Source organism: Actinomycetota bacterium, from assembly GCA_035759705.1.
Taxonomy (GTDB): Bacteria; Actinomycetota; CADDZG01; order JAHWKV01; family JAHWKV01; genus JAJCYE01.
Map to the genome: position 1 here is coordinate 1 of DASTUJ010000220.1, position 4,099 is coordinate 4,099.

At 67.5% G+C, this 4,099-nt stretch carries 5 protein-coding genes; 2 read left to right on the plus strand and 3 right to left on the minus strand.

Features of this window, described 5'->3' with window-relative positions:
- From VFV09_15435 to VFV09_15445, 3 genes are all read right to left on the minus strand, one after another.
- On the minus strand, positions 1–173 hold a 173-nt coding region (locus VFV09_15435; GenBank protein ID HEU4869103.1), incomplete at its 3' end, for a hypothetical protein.
- The gene (locus tag VFV09_15440) at positions 89–1,183 is read right to left on the minus strand and encodes a DUF222 domain-containing protein (GenBank protein HEU4869104.1); all 1,095 of its coding nucleotides are present in this window, start codon (positions 1,181–1,183) and stop codon (positions 89–91) included. The genes VFV09_15435 and VFV09_15440, both read right to left, overlap by 85 nt.
- Before the next feature lie 63 nt (positions 1,184–1,246).
- Entirely contained in the window at positions 1,247–1,597 is a 351-nt protein-coding gene (locus tag VFV09_15445; protein HEU4869105.1) for a tRNA-binding protein, read from the minus strand.
- 86 nt (positions 1,598–1,683) lie between these two features.
- Here VFV09_15445 and VFV09_15450 point away from each other — a divergent pair, with 86 nt between their 5' ends.
- Complete coding sequence (locus VFV09_15450; protein ID HEU4869106.1) at positions 1,684–3,081, plus strand: AAA family ATPase; 1,398 nt, start codon at positions 1,684–1,686, stop codon at positions 3,079–3,081.
- Between the two features lie 4 nt (positions 3,082–3,085).
- On the plus strand, positions 3,086–4,099 hold a 1,014-nt coding region (locus VFV09_15455), incomplete at its 3' end, for a hypothetical protein (protein HEU4869107.1).

The following is a 4,099-nucleotide window of genomic DNA, read 5'->3' on the forward strand; positions in this document are numbered from 1 at the left end:
AACTCCTCAAGGGTTATCTGTACGGCATACGGCCCGTCCCACAACCAGTGGCCGAGTCTTCGTCCCAGGACGTACCCCTGGTGGGTCTTTAGGTAGTGGTGCCACCCGCACATCCGGCCCAGGTTGTACAGGGTGGTCGGCCCGCCCCGGTGGACCGGGACGACGTGGTCGATCTCCAGGCCGTGCCGCTCCCCGCACCGGGGACCACGCAGCACTGGTCCCGCTCGATCAGGGCCGCCTCTAACCTGGCCGGGATCACCCGGCCCACCTTGATCAGGTTGCGGATGTCGGTGCCGTCCATCACCACTGCGGTAACCAGGGCGTCGCCGAGCATCGAGTTGGCCTCGGCGACCGAGATCGGCCCGACTCCGGGGACCTCACAGATCTCGCCGGGCATGGTGTAACCCCGCATCATCGCCTCGTAGTCGAGCCGGACGTGGATCATGGCTCGGGGGCCAGGTTTGTCGTCTCCGGCGGTCCGGTCGTGGCCCGCCATCTCGACCAGGGCGTCGGCCAGCACCGCCCCCGAGGGTGCCCGGCCCTTGCGCCCCCGCTTGGACAACCGGTCGGACACCTTCTGGCGGTAGGGCTCGATCGCCGAGATGATCCGGGCCCCGGCTTCCGGGGTGAAGCTGCCCGAGAGGCGAAAGGCACCGTCGAGGTCGATCCAGTGCTTTAGGTAGCGGCGCTTGTGGGCCCTTTCGTGACGCTGCGCCTCGGAGGAGGCGGCGTGGCGGACCCGGGCGCACTCGGCCCGGAACTCCTCAAGCGAGGCGGCCTCGGCCAGGACCAGCAGTCCCTCCTCGGATTCGGGGTCGAGGGCGGCCGCAAAGGCCAGGTCGATGACCTTTTCTTCGGTCAGTGCCCCGGATCGAAACGCCTTGTCGGTCTCGGGAAGCTCGGGGAGCACCTCGGCGACCTCGAGCATGTTGCACTGATGCGAGATAGTGGTGCCGGCAACGGCAGCCATGAAGTGAGCGGTCGATTTGTGGTCGGTTTCGTACCACGCCCTGCAGTCGGCCAGCTGTTTGCCGGCCAGCGCCTTGGCCGCGTGCATCAGCCGCTCCCCCCGGCACAACCTCTCGTACAGCTCGAGCGACTGTGCCCGGTCCAGGCCCGAGGCGTCGAAGCCTTCCACGAAGGCCTGCAGCTGGCTGAGGATGTTCTCCAACCTTTCGAACATGTGTTCGATTCTAGAGATCAGGGGTGACAGAAAACCGCCCTGAACGACCATGAACAAGAAAACTTAGAAAATTCGGGACCCCGGTTCCACATCGGACGAAACGAACAGTGGGGTTGCCTGGCTCTGGTCGCCGGGGCTCTCCGGATGCGGCGCTCCGAGCACCAGGACCTCCGAGACGTACCGACCCATGGGCCGGCTGCCCAAGTTCACGCACGCAACCACGTTCCTTCCGACGAGTTCTTCTTCCCCGATGAGCGCGTACTGGCCGACCGAAGTTCTCGTCCCCAAGGGGCCGAGATCCAGCTCGAATACCCTTGAGGGCGCCCTCGTACCCTCAGCCATAGGGGCGCCGATCACCCGTGCGACACGCATGTCGACGTTCTCGAACTTCCCGAACGTTATCTGCGGTCTCATGGGCGAATCACTTGAAGCGGCCATGCCGGTCCCCCTCCTCGCTCGTCGCTGCCGCCCTAGTTACCGGCAGGCGGTAGCCTTTACAGATGGTTTTGCCCACCAACATCGCCGACCTTCGAACTTCCGGCTACGCCGACCGCAGCGTCAAGCAGGAGCTGAGCTCCAACCTGGCCCGCCGGCTCGGCGCCAAGCAGCCCATGTTCCGCTCAATCATGGGGTTCTCGGACTCCGTGCTCCCGACGCTGCAGCGGGGCATCCTCGCCGGCCACGACATCATCCTCCTCGGCGAGCGCGGCCAGGCAAAGACCAGGCTCATCCGCTCGCTCGTGGAGTTGCTGGACGACCAGGTCCCGGTCATCGAGGGCTGCGAGATCAACGACCACCCGTACCGGCCGATCTGCGCCGCGTGCCGGGCCCTCGTGGCCAAGAAGGGCGACTTCACCCCGATCACGTGGATCGGCCCGGACCAGCGGTTCTCGGAGAAGCTGGCTACACCGGACACGTCGGTCGCCGACCTTATCGGCGACGTCGACCCCATCCGGGTCGCCGAAGGCCGCTACCTCTCCGACGAGCTGACGATCCACTACGGCCTGATCCCCCGCACCAACCGGGGAATCCTGTCGATCAACGAGCTCCCCGACCTCCCCGAGCGCATCCAGGTGGCCCTGCTAAATATCCTGGAGGAGCGGGACGTGCAGATCCGGGGGTTCAAGGTGCGCCTGCCCCTCGACCTGGTGCTGGTCGCCAGCGCCAACCCGGAGGACTACACCCACCGGGGCCGGATCATCTCGCCGCTCAAGGACCGCTTCGGCACCCAGGTCCGCACCCACTACCCGGAGGACACGGCCGACGAGATCGCCATCATGGACCAGGAGGCCGCTCCCCCGGACGTCGGCATCCCGGTCTACGTCCCGGTCTTCCTCAAAGAGGTGCTCGCGGAGTTCACGGCCCAACTCCGCCGCTCCCCGAAGATCAACCAGCGAAGCGGGGTGTCGGTGCGCTACTCGATCGGGAACCTGGAGACGCTGATGGCCGGCGCCCTCCGCCGGGCCGTCCTGTCGGGCGAGACGGTGGCGGTCCCCCGGCCGCTGGAGCTGTGGACCCTGCTCGACGCGTCGATGGGCCGCATCGAGTTCGACACCATGGAGGAGGGCCGGGAGCGCCGGATCCTTGAGGCCGCCATGCGGTCGGCCATCGCAGAGGTCTTCCGGCGCCGCCTGGGCGGGCAGGACTTCGGACCGTGGATCGAACGATTCGACTCCGGCATGACCGTCGAAAGCTCCGACGAGCAGCCTGCCGAGGAGTTCCTCGCCCAGTTCGGCAAGGTCCCCGAGCTGCAGGAGACTCTGCTGCGCCTGGGGCTGACCGAGGAGAGCCCGGCGGCCGCCGCATCGGCCGTGGAGTTCGCCCTGGAGGGCCTCCACCTCGCCCGCCGGCTGAACAAGAGCGGGACCGGCCCCCGGGCCTGGCGCTTCGGCGGTTAGTGCCATGCGCTCTGAGTTCTCCCGCTGGGACGGCACTCAGAACTTCTACGAGGACGACATCGAGGACTCGGACCTCGTCGACGAGATCTCCGACGACCTCCTCAGCGGCATCGGCCCCGAGCGCGCGCTCCAGCGCCTCATGCGGCGGGGCATCGACGGCCGGATGCGGGGCCTGGACGAGCTTTCCCGGCGCATGTCGGAAGCCCGGCGCAAGTGGGCCGAGAAGACCAACACCAACGCCTCGGTAAGCCAGTACGCCGACCGGCTGAAAGCGATCCTCGACCAGGAGAAGGCCGCGCTGGCGGACGACCGCTCCGAGGCCGCCCGGTCCCGGGAGACCCAGCTGGACCTGCTGCCCAACTCCCCTTCGGGTGCCATCCGCCAGCTGATGAACTACGAGTTCCAGGACCCGGGCGCCCGGGAGGCGTTCAACAGCCTGATCGAAGACATCCGCCGGGACCTCATGCAGGCCCAGTTCGGCAAGCTGATGGGGGCAATGCAGAACGTGAGCGTGGAAGACGTCGCCCGCATGCGCCAGATGATGGCCGAGCTGAACGCCATGATCGAAGCCCGCAACAACGGCGAGGCCTACGACTTCGAGGGCTTCATGCAGCGCTACGGCGACCTGTTCCCCGAGCGGCCCCAGACGCTCGACGAGCTGCTCGAGGTACTGGCCGCCCGCATGGCGGCGATGAGCCGGCTGCTGGCCAGCCTGTCGCCCGAGCAGCGGCGGGAGCTCGAGGAGCTGCAGGCCGCGGTCATGAACGACATGGACTTCGAGTTCGAGATGGCGATGCTGAGCGAGCAGATGGAGCAGCTTGCCCCCAACCTTCCCTGGGGCGAGGCGGCGTACGGGTACGGCCAGGAGCCGATGGGCCTGTCCGAGACCGCCGACGCCTTCGAGCGCCTGGGCGAGATGGAGGAGGTCGAGCAGGCGCTCCGGGGACGGCACGCCGGGGCAAGCATCGCCGACGTCGACGAGGCCAAGCTGCAGCGGGCGCTCGACGAGGAGGCGGTG

What these genes read in the sequence shown, in the direction of transcription:
- VFV09_15445 (HEU4869105.1), bottom strand. Translation starts at nt 1,597, where the DNA reads ATGAGACCGCAGATAACGTTCGGGAAGTTCGAGAACGTCGACATGCGT.
- VFV09_15440 (HEU4869104.1), bottom strand. Translation starts at nt 1,183, where the DNA reads ATGTTCGAAAGGTTGGAGAACATCCTCAGCCAGCTGCAGGCCTTCGTG.
- VFV09_15450 (HEU4869106.1), top strand. Translation starts at nt 1,684, where the DNA reads ATGGTTTTGCCCACCAACATCGCCGACCTTCGAACTTCCGGCTACGCC.